Genomic DNA, 16,299 nt, shown 5'->3' on the forward strand with positions numbered 1-16,299 from the left:
GCCGCGCTCAGCCCTGCGGGTAGGGCAGGTTGCTGGTGGCGACCAGCGTGCGGATCGCGCGCAGCGCCACCGACAGCGTCGCCAGGTCGAAGTGCTCGCTCTCCCAGATCTCCGACAGCGTCTGCCGCGCCCGCGCGACCGCCGCCGAGTTCGCCTTCGACCATCCGGCCAGGCGCTCCTCCGGGGACAGCCCCGGAAGGCTGTGGGTGAGCACGTCCCTGGTCAGCGTCGCGTGCGCCGCGTACAGGTCGTCGCGCAGCGCGGCGCGGGCCATGGAGTTCCAGCGGTTGTCGCGCGGCAGGGCGATGACGCGCTCCCTGAGCCGGGCGAGCTGGAGCCGGTCGGCCAGGTCGAAGTAGACCTCGGCCACCTCGCCGACGGGCCGCGACGTCCGGGAGGCGATCTCGACCAGGTCGAAGGTCGAGTACGCCGGCACCATCACCGCCGCCCGCTCGGCCAGGTCGGCGGGCACGCCCCGCGCGACGAACCCGTCACGGCGCTCCTCGAAGGCCGCGAGGTCAGGACCGGCGAGCAGCTTGGGCAGGTGCGGCAGCAGGCCGTCCGCCCCTTCGGCGAAGAACCGCGCCGTGGACGTGAGGTCGATCGGCGGCCTGCGGTTGCCGAGCAGCCACCGCGCGCCCCGCTCGGCGAGCTTGCGGCCCTCCAGGAGCATGGCGAGCTGCGTCGCGGTGTCGACCTTGTTGTCCAGGGCCTCCACGGCCCGCCAGAAGGTCGGCAGCTCGAAGACCTCCCGGGACACCAGGTAGGCCCTGGCGATGTCGGGGACCGAGGCGCCGATCTCCTCGCCGAAGCGGAAGGTGAACGTGGTGCCGCTGGCGTTGACCAGGTCGTTGACCACGCAGGTCGCGATGATCTCGCGGCGCAGCGGGTGGCCGTCCATGGCGGCGCGGAACCGCTCGCGCAGCGCCGAGGGGAAGTAGGACACCAGCCACGATTCCAGGAACGGATCGTCGGGGAGGTCGGAGGCCAGGAGCTGGTGGTCCACGGTGAGCTTGGTGTAGGCGAGCAGCACCGAGAACTCGGGGGCGGTGAGCCCGAGCCCGGCCTGGCGCCGCTCGGCGAGCGTCTTGTCCGACGGCAGCGACTCCAGCTCGCGGTTGATCACGCCTTCCCGCTCCAGCTTGCGCAGGTAGCGGGCGTGGATGTGCAGCATCTCGGGGGCCTGCGCCCGGGCGGCGGCGAGCACGACGTTCTGCGCCTTGTTGTCGCGCAGCACGAGCCCGGCGACCTCGTCGGTCATGTCCAGGAAGAGCTGGTCGCGCTCGCGGTCGCCGAGCCGGCCCTCCCGCACGACGCGGTCCAGGAGGACCTTGATGTTGACCTCGTGGTCGGAGGTGTCGACGCCCGCGGAGTTGTCGATGAAGTCGGTGTTGACGTATCCGCCGTTCAGGGCGAACTCGATGCGGGCGAGCTGGGTGAGCCCGAGGTTGCCGCCCTCGCCCACGACCTTGCACCGCAGCTCGCCGGCGTTGACCCGCAGGGAGTCGTTGGCCTTGTCGCCGACGTCGGCGTGGCTCTCGGAGGACGCCTTGACGTAGGTGCCGATGCCGCCGTTCCACAGCAGGTCGACGGGGGCCTTCAGGATCGCGTTGATGAGGTCGTTGGGGGTGAGCGCCGACACGCCGTCGGGGATGCCGAGCGCGGCGCGCATCTGGGGGGAGACGGGGACGGACTTGGCGGCGCGCGGCCACACCCCGCCGCCCGAGGAGATCAGCTCGGGGTTGTAGTCGGCCCAGGAGCTGCGCGGCAGCGCGAACAGGCGGGCGCGCTCCTCGAAGCCGCGTGCGGCGTCGGGGGACGGGTCGACGAAGACGTGCCGGTGGTCGAAGGCGGCGACCAGCCTGATGTGGCGGGACAGCAGCATGCCGTTGCCGAAGACGTCCCCGGACATGTCGCCCACGCCGACGACGGTGAAGTCGGTGGTCTGGACGTCCACGCCCATGGACCGGAAGTGGTAGGCGACCGACTCCCAGGCGCCGCGCGCGGTGATGCCCATGGCCTTGTGGTCGTAGCCGACCGAGCCGCCGGAGGCGAAGGCGTCGCCGAGCCAGAAGCCGTAGTCCTTGGCGACGCTGTTGGCGATGTCGGAGAACGTCGCGGTGCCCTTGTCGGCGGCCACCACCAGGTAGGTGTCGTCGCCGTCGTGGCGGACGACGTCCTGCGGGGGCACGACGACGTTGTCCACGAGGTTGTCGGTGATGTCCAGCAGGCCGGAGATGAACTGCCGGTAGCAGGCCACGCCCTCGGCCATCAGCTCGTCGCGGCCCCCGCCGGCGGGCGGCCTCTTGACGACGAACCCGCCCTTGGAGCCGGTGGGCACGATGACGGTGTTCTTCACCATCTGGGCCTTGACCAGGCCGAGCACCTCGGTGCGGAAGTCCTCCATGCGGTCCGACCAGCGCAGGCCGCCGCGGGCCACCTTGCCGAACCGCAGGTGCACGCCCTCGACGCGCGGCGAGTACACGAAGATCTCGAACTTCGGCCGGGGCAGCGGGAGCACGCTGATGGCCGACGAGTCGAACTTGACGGATATATACGGCTTGCGCTTGCCGGCCACGCGCTGGAACGCGTTGGTCCGCAGCGTGGCGAGCATCATCTCCAGGTACGCGCGCAGGATGCGGTCCTCGTCGAGCGAGACGACCTCCTCCAGCGCGGCCAGGATCTCCTCGCGCAGCGCCTCGCTCAGGTCCTCGCGGGCGTCGTCGCCGCGGCGCGGGTCCAGCCTGGCCTCGAACAGGCGGACGAGCAGCCGCGCCAGCCGCACGTTGCCGAGGAGCACCTTCTCGATGTACCGCTGGCTGAAGGTCGTGCCCGCCTGACGCAGGTACTTGGCGTACATCCGCAGGATCTGCGCCTGCTCCCAGCTCAGCCCGGCCGCGAGCACGAGCGCGTTGAAGCCGTCGCTCTCGATCTCGCCGCGCCACAGCGCCGCGAAGGCGTCCTGGAACAGCCGCTTGAAGTCCTCGAGGCCGAGGTCCTCGGTGAGAGGGCAGCGCAGGCCGAAGTCGTAGATCCAGCCGGTCTCGTCACCGGCCCGCGCGATCTGGTACGGCCGCTCGTCCACCACCTCGACGCCCATGCGGGACAGCAGGGGCAGCACCTGCGACAGCGACACCGCCGCGCCGATGCGGTACACCTTGAACCGCAGGTCGCACTGGCCGCGGTCCCCCGGCTGGTACAGGTCCATCGCGATGCCGTCCGAGACCGCCAGCTCCTCCAGGCGGCGCAGGTCGGCGACGGCGGTGACCGGCCCGAAGTCGGCCTTGTACCCCTCGGGGAAGGCCCTGAGGTAGCGGCGGGTCAGCGTGGTGACGTCCGCCGCGGCGAGCGCGGGCCCGCCGGACTCCGCGGCCGCCGGGGAGGCGAGCTCGCCGATGGCCGTGACCAGGTCGTCCTCCCAGGACCGGGTCGTGGCGGCGACGGCGGCCTCCAGCGCGGCCAGGTCCACCTCCGGGCCGGCCAGGCGCTTGCCGCGCTCGCCCCGGATCACCACGTGCAGGCGGGCCAGCGGCGACTCGTCGATCATGGTGCTGTAGTCGAGGGTCCTGCCGCCGAGGGCGCGCATCAGGATGTCCTGCATGCGGACGCGCACGTCGGTGGTGTACCGGTCGCGGGGCAGGTAGATCAGGCAGGAGATGTACCGGCCGTAGTCGTCTCTGCGGAGGAACAGCTTCACCTGCTTGCGCTCGCGCAGGCGCAGCACGCCCAGCCCGACCTCCAGCAGCTCGGCGACCGGGATCTGGAAGAGCTCCGAGCGCGGGTAGGTCTCCAGCACCTCGATGAGGTCCTTGCCGTCGTAGCCGTCCGGGTCGAACCCGGCCAGCTCCAGGACCTCCTCCAGCTTGCGGCGCAGCACCGGGATGTGGGAGATCGACGCGCTGTAGGCGACGTGGGTGAACAGGCCGAGGAAACGGCGCTCGCCGATGACCTCGCCCTCGGGCGAGAACAGCTTCACACCGACGTAGTCCAAGTAGGCCGGACGGTGCACGGTGGCGCGGCTGTTGGCCTTGGTGACGATGAACAGCTGTTTCTCCCGGGCCCGCGCGCGGATCTCCGGCGGCATCGCCGCGAAGCTCGCCGAGCCCGCCTTGTCGGCGCGCAGGATGCCGAGGCCGGTGCCCGGCAGCGCGCGCAGGCGGTCGCCGTCCGGGGCGCTCTCCAGGCGGTACTCGCGGTACCCGAGGAAGGTGAAGTGGCCGTCCGCCAGCCAGCGCAGCAGCTCGACGCTCTCCTCCACCCCGCCCGAGGCCGCGCCCGGCGGCAGGGCGGGCGGCTGGGCCTCCAGCTCCATGGCGATGCGCTCGGCCAGGGCCTGGATCTTGGGGAAGTCCTCGACGGCGTAGCGGACGTCGCCGAGCACCCTCTGCAGGTCCTTCTCGACCTCCTCCAGCACGGCCGGGTCGCTCTGCCGGTCGATCTCGACGTGGATCCAGGACTCCTCCAGCACCTGCCCGCCCGCGGCGTCCTCGTCGCGTTCGAGCATGCGGCCGGTGAGGTCGCGGCGGACCCGCATCTGCGGGTGGACGATCAGGTGGACGCCGATGCCGTGGCGGTCCAGCTCCATCGTCGCCGAGTCGACGAGGAACGACATGTCGTCGGTGACGATCTCGACGACCGAGCGGCCGGGGTCGTACCCGTGCTCGTCGGCCGTGGGGTTGTACGCGCGCACCAGCGCCCGTCCCTGCGGACGGTGGCGCGCGAAGCCGCGGTGCGCCATCGCCGGCCGGTACAGTCCGGCGGCGTCGCGTCCGGTCAGCTCCTCGGGCGCGACATGCCGGTAGTAGAGCCGCAGGAAGGCGAGGATGTCCTCTCCGTCCAGGCCGTCGGCGCCGGGGGAACCGGCACACATTTCAGCCGCGGATCGGAGAAGCCGGTCTTTCTCCTCGTCGATGGGCATGTCGCTCTCACTCCTTTGTGAGGGATTCAACGTCGTCCAGATGGTCATGGCAGGCACCGTGCTTCCACATCGGGGGAGGTCGCCACGGCGGTGTGGTCCGGCCATGCCCGTGGTTGAGAGGAGGCTAGAGGAAAAACGCCGCCGGGAAGCGGGGCTCGCGAGCCGGGACGCGCGTCGTCCGGGGCTTTCGCGGGCACGCCTGCGACGCCCCCGTACGTGCTCCCCGACACCGGACACCTCCCCCTGGCGGGCCGGCCTCCCGATCGTCGTTGACCGGGGCCGTGGTCCCGCCTACCCGATACCAGCCCATCACACATAAAACGTCAACCAGCGCGAAACCGCGCATTCCCCGCACCTCCGAGCCTGTCCCGCGTCATCCGCACGCCTTGCCCGATTTGTGATAAACCAACGTTCCTCTGGGGACGTCTGACGTAATGGGCGCGCCACGCGCCCGCCGATGACCGTCCTTTGGGGGCTTCGAGGCGATGCGCGAGATCTTCGACCGGCGGAACTTCCTGCGTGCCGCCGCCGTCACGGCGGCCGGAGCGGCGGCGGCGTGCGGCCGGACGCCGCCGGGCCACACCACCGCGGCGCCCTCCTCCGCTGCCTCCAGTCCCTCCAGTCCGGAAGCCGCCGCCTCCGCCCCGGGAACCGCCCCGTCCGCGACCGCCGCCTCCGCGCCGGCGGCGGGCGCGGCGGCACCCGCGGCCACGGGAGCCAGGACGGCGCCCACCGCCGCCGACTGGAAGGCCCTGGGCAGGGGCCTGACCGGGCGGCTCATCCGGCCCGGCGACGCCTCCTACGACGCCGCGCGCCGCCTGTTCAACACCTCCTTCGACGGGGTGCGGCCCGGCGCCGTCGCCTACTGCGCCGACCCCGGCGACGTCGCCGAGTGCCTCGCCTTCGCCCGGCGCACCGGCGTCCCCGTGACCTCGCGCTCCGGCGGCCACAGCTACGCGGGCTGGTCCACCGGCACCGGCCTGGTCATCGACGTCTCCCGCATGAGCGCCGTCAAGGCCGCCGGCGGGCGCGCCGTGGTCGGCGCGGGCGCCCAGCTCGTGGACGTCTACGCCCGCCTGGCCGCGCGCGGGGTGAGCATCCCCGCCGGGTCGTGCCCCACGGTCGGGGTGGCGGGCCTCACGCTCGGCGGCGGCCTCGGCGTCGTCTCCCGCAAGTACGGGCTCACCTGCGACGTGCTGGAGTCCGTGAAGATCGTCACCGCCGACGGGCGGCTGCGCACGTGCGACGCGAACCACGAGCCCGATCTGTACTGGGCCTCGCGCGGCGGCGGAGGCGGCAACTTCGGCGTCGCGGTGTCGTTCACCTTCCGCACCCACCCGACGCGCGACGTCACCGTCTTCTACCTGCACTGGCCCTGGTCCCGTGCCGCGAAGGTGACGGCCGCCTGGCAGGCGTGGGCGCCGCACGCGCCGGACGCGCTGTGGTCGACGCTCCACCTGAGCCACGACCCCGCCCCGGACGTGCTGGTCGCCGGACTCCACCTAGGGCCGCGCGCCGAGTGCGAGCGGCTGCTCGCCGCGTTCGCCGCCACCGCCGGGGCCCCGTCCCGCCGGTCGGTCCGCCAGATGCCGTACATGGCGGCGATGCTGGACCTCGGCGGCGCCGGGTCCCGCACGGTGTCCCAGTGCCACCGCCGCGGGAACCTGCCCGGGCAGACCCCCGACGGCACGTTCCCGCGCGACTCCTTCCGCGCCAAGTCGCACGTCGCCTACCGGCCGCTGACGTCCACGGGCATCGCCGCGCTCGTCGCCCAGGTCGGGCGCGGCGGGCGCCACACCGTGCTGCTGGACGCGCTGGGCGGCGCCATAGGACGGCAGGCCCCGGACGCGACCGCGTTCCCGCACCGCGCGGCGCTGTTCAGCGTGCAGTACTACGCGCACACGGCCGGGGCGGCGACGTGGGTGCGCGGGGCGCACGCCGCGATGGCGCCGCACTTCGGCGACCACGCCTACGTCAACTACATCGACCCGGAGCTGAAGAACTGGCGCCAGGCGTACTACGGGACGAACGCCGCGCGCCTCGCCAAGGTGAAGGCCGCCTACGACCCCGGCCGCCTGTTCCGCTTCCCCCAGGCCGTCTGAGCGGCCCCCAGAACCTCGGGCGTCCCTGCCGCGTGCGACCGGCAGGGGCGCCCGAGCCCGTCACGGAAGGTGGTGCGGGCGGGTCAGGGCAGGAAGTGTTTCAGCACCTCGGGGTTGGCCATCGCGCCGGTGTTGGCCGCCTTCTCCACCGGGGTGCCGAGCAAGATCTTGCGCACGGGCACCTCCAGCTTCTTGCCGCTCAGCGTGCGCGGGATGCCCGGCACCTCGCGGACCTCGTTCGGCACGTGGCGCGGGGACAGCTCCGTCCGCAGCGCGGCCTTCAGCTCGGCCACCAGCTCGCCGGTCAGCGACGCGCCGGCCGCCATCGTCACGTACAGCAGCAGGCGGCCCTCCTGGCCGAGCTGCCCGGTGTCGATCACGAGGCTGTCCTCGATCTGCGGGAACCGCTCGACGACCCGGTAGAACTCGCTCGTCCCCATGCGGACGCCGCCGCGGTTCAGCGTGGAGTCCGACCGGCCGTAGATCACGCAGCCGCCGTCCGGCAGGATCTTGATCCAGTCGCCGTGCCGCCACACACCCGGGTAGTCGGCGTAGTAGCTCTCGCGGTACCGCTCGCCGTCCGGGTCGTTCCAGAACATGACCGGCATGGACGGCATGGGGCTGGTCAGCACCAGTTCGCCCACCTCGCCGACGACCGGGCGGCCCTCGGCGTCGTAGGACTCCACCGACGCGCCCAGGCAGCGGCACGGGATCACGCCCGCGCGCACCGGCAGCACCGGCACCGCGCCCACGAAACCCGTGCAGACGTCCGTGCCGCCGGAGAACGACCCGAGCTGGACGTCCGGCAGCACGCCGTACAGCCAGGCGAACCCCTCGGGCGGCAGCGGCGAGCCGGTCGACCCGACGCCGCGCAGCCGCTCCAGCCCCGCCGGCTTCAGCTCCGCGCGCATCGACGCGACGATGTACGGCGCGCCGGTGCCGAAGTAGGTGACGCCCTCCTCGGCCACCAGCCGCCACAGCGCGTCCGCCCCCGGATGCGTCGCGCTGCCGTCGTAGAGCACGATCGCCGCGCCCACCAGCAGGCCGCCCACCAGGTAGTTCCACATCATCCAGCCGGTGGTCGTGTACCAGAAGAACACGTCCCCCTCACCGAGATCCTGGTGGAAGCTGAGAGCCTTCAGATGCTCCAGCACGATCCCGCCGTGCCCGTGGACGATCGGCTTCGGCAGCCCCGTGGTGCCCGAGGAGTACACCACCCACAACGGATGCCCGAACGGCACCGCCTCAAAGACCAGCTCGCCGCCCTCGGCCCGCAGCTCCTCCCACGACTCGACCCGCACCCCGCCGGAAACGCCCTCCAACGACTCGACCCGCACCCCGCCGGGAACACCGCCCCCGGCCGTGGCCGGAACGCCGCCGGGAACACCCTCCCCGGCCGTGGCCCGAATCCCGCCGGGAACACCCTCCTCGGGGGCGGTCCGCACGACCACGGTCGCGGCCAGGCCGGGGAGCTTGGCGGCGATACCGGCGACGACCTCCGAGCGGTCGAACCGGCGGCCGTTGTACGTGTACCCGTCCACCGCGATCAGGACCTTAGGGCTGATCTGCGCGAACCTGTCGGTCACGCTGGAGGCGCCGAAGTCCGGCGAACAGGACGACCAGACGGCGCCCAGGCTGGCCGTCGCGAGGAACGCGATCAGCGCCTCGGGGCCGTTCGGAAGATAGGCCGCCACACGGTCGCCGCGCCCGACGCCGAGCCGTACCAGCCCCGTCCTCACCCGCGCGACCTGCTCGGCCAGCTCACCGTAGGTCAGCGTCCGCCGGACCCCCGTCTCGTCGCGGGCGATCACCGCCGGGCGGCCGGGGTCGCCGCGCAGCGCGTTGGCCGCGTAATTGAGGGTGGCCCCGGCGAACCACTCCGCGCCCGGCATCGCCCCACTGAGGACGGGCCCGTCACCACGCTCGCCCGCGACCTCGAAGTAGTCCCAGACCGACGCCCAGAACTCCTCGGGAGACCCGACGGACCACCGCCAGAGCTCCTCGTAGTCCTGCCCGGAGCGCCCGAGCCACGCGGCGAACCGCGTGATCCGCGCGTCCCTGACCACCTCCGCCGACGGCTCCCACAGCAGCGCACCTTCCTCAACCATGCCCCCATCTTCTACGCCCCCCGCCCCCCACGCCACAGGGCCGGGGCGGACCGGCGGCGAGCGGTTTCACCTGGCCCCGCGGCGTTCCGCGATGCGCGTGCGTGGTTCCGGCATGCGGCATGGATTTCGGGGCGGACCGGGGCCGAAGTTTCGGGCTCGAGCGAGTGACGAGGCTCGGCAGTCGCGTTGACCTGCGACGACTCGTCACCTCACCCGGCGGTGCGAAGATTCGGGGCCTGGGCGGCGACAGGCGCGCCCCCTAGCGTGGATCTCGCGACGGGCGAGGGCCGCGACCGGGCGGCCGTCCCCGTCGCCACCTCGCGGCGACCCCGCGAGCCCGACACCATGACGCCGACGCGATCGTCCGGACATCCCCGATCGCCGGCGTGCGCCGCCGAGCCCCCACAGCGTCGTGACCTCGGCGCCGCGAGCCTCGTGGAGCAGGCCCGCGGTATCCCTCACCTCGGGATACCGCGGCCTCCCGGCGCGGCGTGTCCTCACTCCCGACCCCGACAAGCGGACACCTGCGAAGCGTCCCTTGACCGTCCAGCGCACAGGGGCCATTGGCACGGTCGAGGACGCTTCACCCGCACAAAGGCCGAACTCCCCTGCCCTCGCGCCGCGGCTAACGCCTACTCCCCCGCATTCAGACGATCACTGAGTCTCCCTGACGATTTCGGGGAGCGCGAGGGGGGCGGAGCCTCCTGGGAAATACAGCCCGAGCCGGAGGGCCCCCGGGGCCCGGAGGCGAGGACCATGTCCGGAGGGGGCCGGGTCAGGCCGGGCGGGGGGTCAGAGGGGTGGTGAGGTGGGAGATGGCGGCGGCTACCTCTGAGGGGTTTGTCAGGTCGTCCAGGACCAGGTTGGCGCCGGCGTCGCGGAGTTCGGTGGTGGTGGAGCGGCCGGAGGCCACGGCGATCATGGTGGCGCCGGCGATGCGGGCGGCCTGGACGTCGCGGGTGGAGTCGCCGATGAGGACGGTGTTGGAACCGTCGCAGGCGAAGCCGTACATCTGCTTGACGCGGCTCTGGGCGACCTGGAGCAAAGTGGCCTTGGGGTAGACCTCCTCGCCGTAGCCGCCGACCTCGAAGTCCACGAAGGCGTCCAGCCCGAACGCGCGGAGCTTGTGGACGGCGTTGCTCTTGATGGTGCCGGTGAGGACGGACTGGACGACGCCGTCCAGGCGGGAGACCGCCTTGAGGGCGTCCTTGGCGCCGGGCATGGCGCGGCCGTCCTTGTCCAGGCGCCTGCGGCGGCCGGCGAAGGCCCCGGCGAGCGCGTCGATGAACCGGGGCAGGTGATCGTCGTTCGGGACGATGCCGTTGATGGCGAGCGTCTCGAAGATGATCTCCGAGTCGGGGCGGCCCATCGCGGGCGCGAGCTTCACGAGCGGGCGTCCGGTGACCTGCCGGAACGCGTCGGCGTAGGCCTCACGGGTGACGATCGTGACGTCGACCAGGGTGAGGTCGACGTTCCAGAGCACGAGACGGTTAATGGGGGGCCTCCGAAGGCGCGTGACCGGTGCGCTCAGAGTACGACGATTAGCGACCGCGGGCGTCCGCCGATGCCGAACTCGTTTCGGGCGCGGGGCTCCCCGCCGACCCCACGGCCGCGCCGGATCGGGTGCCGGAGGGTCAGCTCGCGAACTCCAGGGCGGCGGTGAGGGATTCGACGACGGGGAAGCCGGAGGCGTTCAGGTCGGCGCGGCTGGTCATGCCGCCCGTGTAGAGGACGGCCGTGGCGCCGACGTGCTCGGCGGCGTGGGCGTCGTCGATGCTGTCGCCGATGACGAGGACCTGGGAGGGGTCGACGCGCAGGGCGGCGATGTGGGCCACCATGTGCTCGGCCTTGGCGCCGCCGGGGGCGCCGTCGTTAAGGCCGTCGATCCGATCGAAGTAACCGGCGATGCCGAGTTCCGCCGCCTTGGCGACCAGGCGGTCGTGCGTCCACATGGACAGCAGGGACTGCGTGCGCCCCGCGTCGGTCCAGGATCGCAGCGCGGTGAGCGCGTCTTCGGCGAGGGCACAGGACAGCATGAGGCGGTGGTAGTGGTCGTGGAAGACCGCGTCCAGCCTCACCCACTCGTCGTCGTCCAGCGGGCGGCCGAGGATGCGCTCGTAGGCGACCCAGATCGGACGGGTGTACGCGGCGCGGAAGCCGTCGGCGTCGAACGCCGCGAGCCCATAGGGCTTGAAGACCTCGTTGGTGGCCTCGACGACGGCGTCGATGTCGTGGAAGAGCGTGCCGTTCCAGTCCCAGATGATGTGCTTCATGGCACGGTCAAGGGTAGACCAGCGCCGGGGAACGCCCCACTCGTTTTTCCGGCACTCCCGCTCAGTCGAGCAGGTCGGGGATCTCCTGGGTGGCGTACCACATCAGCTCGTGGGCCTCGGCGCCGTCGACCTCGAACCGCGCGTCGTCGTCGCCTCCGTCGGCGGCGAAGACGGCGGCCACGGCGGACTCGATGTCCGGGACGGCCTCGGTGTCGTCGACGTGGACCGCCGCGACGGCGGACAGCGGGACGGTCACGGGAACACGGACGCGGGAGCGGTCCTCCAGGTCGACGCCGGCGGTGACGGCGGCGTCGGGGACCTCGGCGGCGACGACGACCCTGCGGGCGGGGACCTCGACGCCGTCGGCGCGGTCGGCGGCCAGCATGCGCAGGGACGCCCGGGCGGCGTCGGTGAGGGCCACGTACTCGAGTTCCTCGGTGTCCCCGGAGACGTACCACTCGATCAGCGCGGGGGTGACCGCGTAGCCGGTCAGCGGGGCCGGGCCGACCTCTCCGGTCGCCGCCGCCCGGGCGAGCCCGGGCAGTGTGCACGGCAGGTAGACGCGCATGCGTTCCTCAATCACGATGGTCACGGGTCGCGGAGAACCCTTGATGCGGGGTGCCGGCGCGTCAGGCGGGCGCCGGCCTCCTAAGAGTGTGCCAGCCGATCATGTGAGGCGGAGACGCACCCGGCACAGCGCCTCCACCGCCGTGATCGTGGCGTCGGCGTCCTGGTGGTGCAGGCCGACCATGCCGACGGCCTGGGCCGCCACGATGTTGGCCTCGATGTCGTCGATGAACACGCACTGCTCGGCGGTCAGGTCCACCAGGCCGAGGGCGTGGTGGAAGATGCGCGGCTCGGGCTTGCGCATGCCGACCTCGCCGGAGATGACGATGGCGTCGAAGCAGGAGTCCCAGCCTTCCCGGAGGTAGTGGTCTCCCCAGGAGTTGGACACCAGGCAGGTGGCGAGCCCGGCGGCCCGGGCGGCGCGCAGCATGGCGTACATGGGCTCGACGGGGCGGAAGCCGGCGAACATGCGGGTGAGGAGCCCTTCCGCGGCCGGTGGCACGCCGTCGAGCGTGAGGAGCCGTGCGGCCAGGTCGCGTTCGAACTCGGCCGCGGTGATCTCGCCGCGCTCCAGCGCGTGGATGGGGTTCTCCCCGTCGCCGCAGTCGTAGGCGTGGGAGATGAGCCGGCTCATCAGGTCGCGATAGTGGGCGGCGTCGATGCCGTCGGCGCTGTGCCACTCGGCGATGGCCTCGTGCAGGCCGGTGGTGAGCACGCCACCCCAGTCGATCAGCACACCCTTCACCACATCTGCCCCCTTTTCACGGGTCGGCCTTTCAGCGTAAGCCGGAACGGGCTCTAGCGCGCCTCCAGCCCCACCGGAAGCCGTCCCTCAGGGGCGAGGTCGCCGGTGAGCGCCTTGGCTGCGGCGCGCAGCGAGGCGTCGGCGTCGGCGTAGACGGCGAGCGCGATGTCGTACCCGCGCAGGCGCGTCAGCTCGTACGGCGCTCCCATCGACACCACCACGACCTTTTTGCCGGTGGCGGCCATCGCGGTGACGAGCCGGGTCTGGGCCGGGCCGGCGTCCTCCGTGGTGACCACGACGGTGTCGGCGCGGGCCGCCGCCGCGCGGGCCCGCGCGATCTCGGACGCCGTCGGGGTGTCCCCCGTGCCCACGGCCGTCGCGTCGTCCAGCATGCCGGCCAGGCGCCTGCCCGCCGGGCCGGTGACCAGGACGTCGCCCTTCACCGGCAGCCGGTCGGCGCCCTTGACCGCCGTGACCGACCGGTCGGCGACGCCCTGCACGGCCTTGCGGTGCTCGGCCGAGCGCAGGACCTCGGCGGCCTCGTCCGCGTCGGCGGCGGGGGCGGTCAGGATGCCGCGGGCCTCCTTCAGCTCCAGCAGGCGGGTGACGGACCGGTCGAGCCGCTCGCCGGAGATGCGGCCGGACCGCACGGCGGCCAGCACCGCGCCGTGGGCCGCGCGGAAGTCGGGGGGCATGAGCAGCAGGTCGACCCCGGCGAGGACGGCGCGGACGGCGACCTCGGCGTCGCCGTACTTCTCGCGCACGCCCGCCATGTCCAGCGCGTCGGTGGACACCACGCCGTCGTAGCCGAGCTTGTCGCGGAGCAGGCCGGTGAGGATCGGCTTGGACAGCGTGGCGGGATCGCCGGACGGGTCGAGCTTGGGCATCACGACGTGGGCGGACATGACGATGTCCACGCCGCGCCGGGCGGCCTCCTCGAACGGCGGGGCGTCGAGCCTCTCCCACTCGGAGCGCGAGTGCCGGATCACAGGCAGCCCGCTGTGGCTGTCGACCTTGGTGTCGCCGTGCCCAGGGAAGTGCTTGGCTGCGGCGCCGACCCCTGCCTCGTGGAAGCCGTCCACCGCGGCGCCGACCATGGCGGCGACCCGTTCGGGGTCCGAGCCGTACGAGCGCGAGCCGATGACGGGGTTCGCCGGGTTGACGTTGACGTCGGCGACCGGCGCGAAGTCGAGGTTGACGCCGACCGCCCGCAACTCCTCGCCGGTCACGCGCGCGGCCGTGCGGGCCGAGGCGGGATCGCCGGTGGCGCCGAGCGCCATGCTGCCGGGCACGTCGGTGACCAGCGAGCCGAGCCGGGAGACCACGCCGTTCTCCTGGTCGGCGCCGATGATCAGGGGGATCTTGGACGCCTTCTGCAGGCCGTTGGTGAGCGCGACGAGCTGGGAGGCCCCCTCCACGTTGCCGGCCCAGGGGAAGATGATGACCCCGCCGGGACGGTACTTCTCGACGACCTCGGCCGGGCTCCCCACGCCGTACCTGGCGCGGTTCTCGGCGTGGGCGGCGCCGGCGCGGGGGCCGTAGAGGACGGGCATGAACAGCTGGCCCACCTTGTCCTCGACGCTCATGGCGGCCAGCGCCGCCGACACGGCCGGGCTCGGCGACGCGCCCGGAGAGGACGGGGAGGACGGAGTCGCGCTCGGGGACGGGCTGGGCGGGGCCGGGGTGGACGGCCGCACGGGCGACGGCGAGGAGGACGCCCGCGGCGGCGCGCCGCCGCACGCGGCCGTCACGATCGCGATCAGGAGCAGCGCCACCGCGCGTACAGGTCCGGCCATGGCGTCAACCGTATCGGCGTCATGACCGAACGGCTCCCGACATTTGACCTAAGACTGAACATAGGCACATCAATCCCCGGTTCGCCGACTGCGAACACACGATCGAAAAGTTCTCCTTAGGGGAGGCCGGGAAGGTGGTCGCACGCGGCGGCGCGGGCCTCGGCGGGCGTGCGGGCGGTCCGCGCGGCGGCGGCCGCCGTACGGCACTGCTCCAGCGTGTGGCGGGCCAGCGCGGCGCGCACCCAGGGCAGCGCCCGTGCGCCCATCGAGAGCGAGGAGACGCCGAGCCCCACGAGAACGCACCCGAGGGCCGGGTCGCCCCCCGCCTCCCCGCAGACCCCGCACGGCACCCCGGCCGCGGCGGCCATGGCGACCAGGTCCAGCAGGGCCGGCTGCCAGGGGTCCTGGAGCGCGGCGAGAGCGCCGGCCTCCCGGTCGGCGGCGAAGGCGTACTGGGCCAGGTCGTTGGTGCCGACCGAGAGGAAGTCGGCGACCGCGGCGATGTCGGCGGCCCTGAGCGCCGCCGCCGGCACCTCGATCATGGCGCCCGCGCAGGTCAGCCCCGCCTCCTCGCAGGCCGCGGCGAACCAGGACGCCTCCTCGGCGGTCGCGACCATGGGCGCCATGACGCGCAGCGCCGCGGAGGTGCCCGCGGCGGCGCGCGCCAGGGCGCGGAGCTGGGCCGCGAGCACGTCCGGGTGGTCACGCAGGACGCGCAGGCCCCGCCGTCCGAGCGCCGGGTTGGGCTCGCGCCCCGGAGGCGGCAGGAAGGAGAGCGGCTTGTCGGCGCCGGCGTCCAGCACGCGCACGGTGACCGTCTTGCCGGGGAAGGCCGTCAGGACCTCGCGGTAGGCGGCCATCTGCTCCTCCTCCGAGGGCGCCTGCCCACGGTCGAGGAACAGGAGCTCGGTGCGGTAGAGGCCGACGCCCTCGGCGCCGTGCCGCAGCGCGGACGGCACGTCGCCGGGACCGCCGATGTTGGCCAGCAGCGCCACCGGGTGGCCGTCCGAGGTGGCGCCGGGAGCGGCGGGCACGGCGGGCACGGTCTCGCGCTCGCGCGCGGCGCGCAGCGTGGCGGCGACCTGCTCCCGCGAGGGCAGGACGCGGACGACGCCGGTGTCGCCGTCGACCAGCAGGGGCGTCCCGGGGGCGATCGAGGCCGCCCCGGCGCAGGCCACGACGGCGGGCACGCCGAGCGCCCTGGCCAGGATCGCGGTGTGGCTGGTGGGCCCGCCCTCCTCGGTGACGAAGGCGGCGACGATCTCCGGGGACAGCAGCGCGGTGTCGGCGGGCGCGAGGTCCCGGGCGACCAGCACGTACGGCCGGCCGGCCGCGCGGGGCAGGCCGGGCATGGGCACGCCGGCCAGCTCGGCGACCACTCGATCGCGGATGTCGTCGAGGTCGGCCGCGCGGGCGCCGAGGTAGCCGCCGATGCCGGAAAGGATGTCGCGATAGTGGAGGAACGCCTCGAAGACCGCGCGTTCCGCGGCGGTCCCGTCGCCGATGAGCGCGGTGACGTCGGCGGACAGCGCCGGATCGCGGGCGATCATGGCCTGGGCCGCGAGCACGTCCTTGGCGTCGCCGCCGGCCGCCTCGCCCCTGGCCTCCAGTTCGGCCGCCACCCGCTCCATGGCGGCCTCGGCCCGCGCCGCCTCCGCGGCGGGGTCCCCGCCGTGCCGCGCACCGGGCGCGGGCTCCGGCACGGCGCCGGTCATGACGTACGCGGGTCCGTATCCGGCGCCCGGGCTGACGCCGGCCCCTGCGAGCCTCTCCATCGCCGCGCGCGCCCC

At 73.2% G+C, this 16,299-nt stretch carries 9 protein-coding genes; 1 reads left to right on the forward strand and 8 read right to left on the reverse strand.

What is annotated here, in order from left to right; translation table 11 throughout:
- Window positions 1-7: 7 nt before the first annotated feature.
- Window positions 8-4,918 (reverse strand): NAD-glutamate dehydrogenase, encoded by a 4,911-nt coding sequence (locus BJ981_RS01540; protein WP_184607957.1) that lies wholly within the window; start codon window positions 4,916-4,918, stop codon window positions 8-10.
- Window positions 4,919-5,403: 485 nt separating this feature from the next.
- Between BJ981_RS01540 and BJ981_RS01545 the strand changes: the two genes are divergently transcribed.
- A complete protein-coding gene (locus tag BJ981_RS01545) occupies window positions 5,404-7,020 on the forward strand; it encodes an FAD-binding oxidoreductase (protein WP_184607958.1) in 1,617 nt (538 codons plus the stop codon).
- 83 nt (window positions 7,021-7,103) lie between these two features.
- Here BJ981_RS01545 and BJ981_RS01550 read toward each other — a convergent pair whose 3' ends face one another.
- From BJ981_RS01550 to ptsP, 7 genes are all read right to left on the reverse strand, one after another.
- The gene (locus tag BJ981_RS01550; RefSeq protein WP_184607959.1) at window positions 7,104-9,128 is read right to left on the reverse strand and encodes an acetoacetate--CoA ligase; all 2,025 of its coding nucleotides are present in this window, start codon (window positions 9,126-9,128) and stop codon (window positions 7,104-7,106) included.
- Window positions 9,129-9,903: 775 nt separating this feature from the next.
- Window positions 9,904-10,611 carry an HAD family hydrolase gene (locus BJ981_RS01555; RefSeq protein ID WP_239139147.1) on the reverse strand — a complete coding sequence of 236 codons (708 nt, stop codon included), beginning with the start codon at window positions 10,609-10,611 and terminating at the stop codon, window positions 9,904-9,906.
- A 151-nt stretch (window positions 10,612-10,762) separates the two neighbouring features.
- Window positions 10,763-11,401: an HAD family hydrolase gene (locus BJ981_RS01560; protein ID WP_184607960.1), complete on the reverse strand. Its 639-nt coding sequence runs from the start codon at window positions 11,399-11,401 to the stop codon at window positions 10,763-10,765.
- A gap of 61 nt (window positions 11,402-11,462) precedes the next feature.
- Entirely contained in the window at window positions 11,463-11,969 is a 507-nt protein-coding gene (locus BJ981_RS01565; RefSeq protein WP_184615463.1) for a DUF6912 family protein, read from the reverse strand.
- Between the two features lie 99 nt (window positions 11,970-12,068).
- The gene (locus BJ981_RS01570) at window positions 12,069-12,716 is read right to left on the reverse strand and encodes an HAD family hydrolase (RefSeq protein ID WP_184607961.1); all 648 of its coding nucleotides are present in this window, start codon (window positions 12,714-12,716) and stop codon (window positions 12,069-12,071) included.
- Window positions 12,717-12,766: 50 nt separating this feature from the next.
- The gene (locus tag BJ981_RS01575) at window positions 12,767-14,509 is read right to left on the reverse strand and encodes a glycoside hydrolase family 3 protein (RefSeq protein WP_184607962.1); all 1,743 of its coding nucleotides are present in this window, start codon (window positions 14,507-14,509) and stop codon (window positions 12,767-12,769) included.
- 116 nt (window positions 14,510-14,625) lie between these two features.
- Window positions 14,626-16,284, reverse strand: a complete 1,659-nt coding sequence (ptsP, locus tag BJ981_RS01580) for a phosphoenolpyruvate--protein phosphotransferase (RefSeq protein ID WP_184607963.1) — start codon at window positions 16,282-16,284, stop codon at window positions 14,626-14,628.
- Window positions 16,285-16,299 lie beyond the last annotated feature (15 nt).

The organism is Sphaerisporangium krabiense, assembly GCF_014200435.1.
Taxonomy (GTDB): Bacteria; Actinomycetota; Actinomycetes; order Streptosporangiales; family Streptosporangiaceae; genus Sphaerisporangium; species Sphaerisporangium krabiense.

Bases quoted from the DNA above. Each gene is read 5' to 3' on its own strand.
- BJ981_RS01545 (WP_184607958.1), top strand. From the start codon at position 5,404: ATGCGCGAGATCTTCGACCGGCGGAACTTCCTGCGTGCCGCCGCCGTC.
- BJ981_RS01560 (WP_184607960.1), bottom strand. From the start codon at position 11,401: ATGAAGCACATCATCTGGGACTGGAACGGCACGCTCTTCCACGACATC.
- BJ981_RS01550 (WP_184607959.1), bottom strand. From the start codon at position 9,128: ATGGTTGAGGAAGGTGCGCTGCTGTGGGAGCCGTCGGCGGAGGTGGTC.
- BJ981_RS01540 (WP_184607957.1), bottom strand. From the start codon at position 4,918: ATGCCCATCGACGAGGAGAAAGACCGGCTTCTCCGATCCGCGGCTGAA.
- BJ981_RS01565 (WP_184615463.1), bottom strand. From the start codon at position 11,969: ATGCGCGTCTACCTGCCGTGCACACTGCCCGGGCTCGCCCGGGCGGCG.
- ptsP (WP_184607963.1), bottom strand. From the start codon at position 16,284: ATGGAGAGGCTCGCAGGGGCCGGCGTCAGCCCGGGCGCCGGATACGGA.
- BJ981_RS01575 (WP_184607962.1), bottom strand. From the start codon at position 14,509: ATGGCCGGACCTGTACGCGCGGTGGCGCTGCTCCTGATCGCGATCGTG.